Genomic DNA, 459 nt, shown 5'->3' on the forward strand with positions numbered 1-459 from the left:
CGTTGCGCTGCGACAGGCCGTGACCGCGCATCTCCGGGATCCACACGTCGAAGCCCAGACGGGTCAGGTACGCACCCAACCCGAGGCCCTTGGGGGAAAACCAGAAGCGCCGATTGGAAAAACTGCCGTGCAACAAAATCACCGGCACGCCGCGTGGTGTCGTGTCGTCGGCCATGCCCAAGCGGGTCACGGCGATTTCCACGGACCAGTCGGGACTGTTGCCGGGTTTGAGTCGATACACATCTTCGCTCAGATCACCGCGACGTTCGGCGCTGATCAGGGCGACAGGAAACAGGTTGCTGCTGCTTTGCATAATGCTCTTGCACAAAAAAGGGCGGCATCTACAGGAGCCCGCCCTACTTCAATCTCAAAGCCCCCGACCTTTGTGGGAGCGGGCTTGCTCGCGAAAGCGGTGTATCAGCCAACATTTGTGGCGGATCTCATTCCGTCTTCGCGAGC

1 protein-coding gene is annotated in these 459 nt (G+C 60.1%); it reads right to left on the reverse strand.

All coding sequences use genetic code 11. The features are described 5' to 3' along the window. Positions 1-313 (reverse strand): alpha/beta fold hydrolase (locus QMX91_RS31355; protein WP_349016851.1); only part of this gene is annotated, 313 nt, incomplete at its 3' end. Between the last annotated feature and the right edge of the window lie 146 nt (positions 314-459).

The organism is Pseudomonas sp. PS01299 (genome assembly GCF_029960145.1).
Taxonomy (GTDB): domain Bacteria; phylum Pseudomonadota; class Gammaproteobacteria; order Pseudomonadales; family Pseudomonadaceae; genus Aquipseudomonas; species Aquipseudomonas putida_A.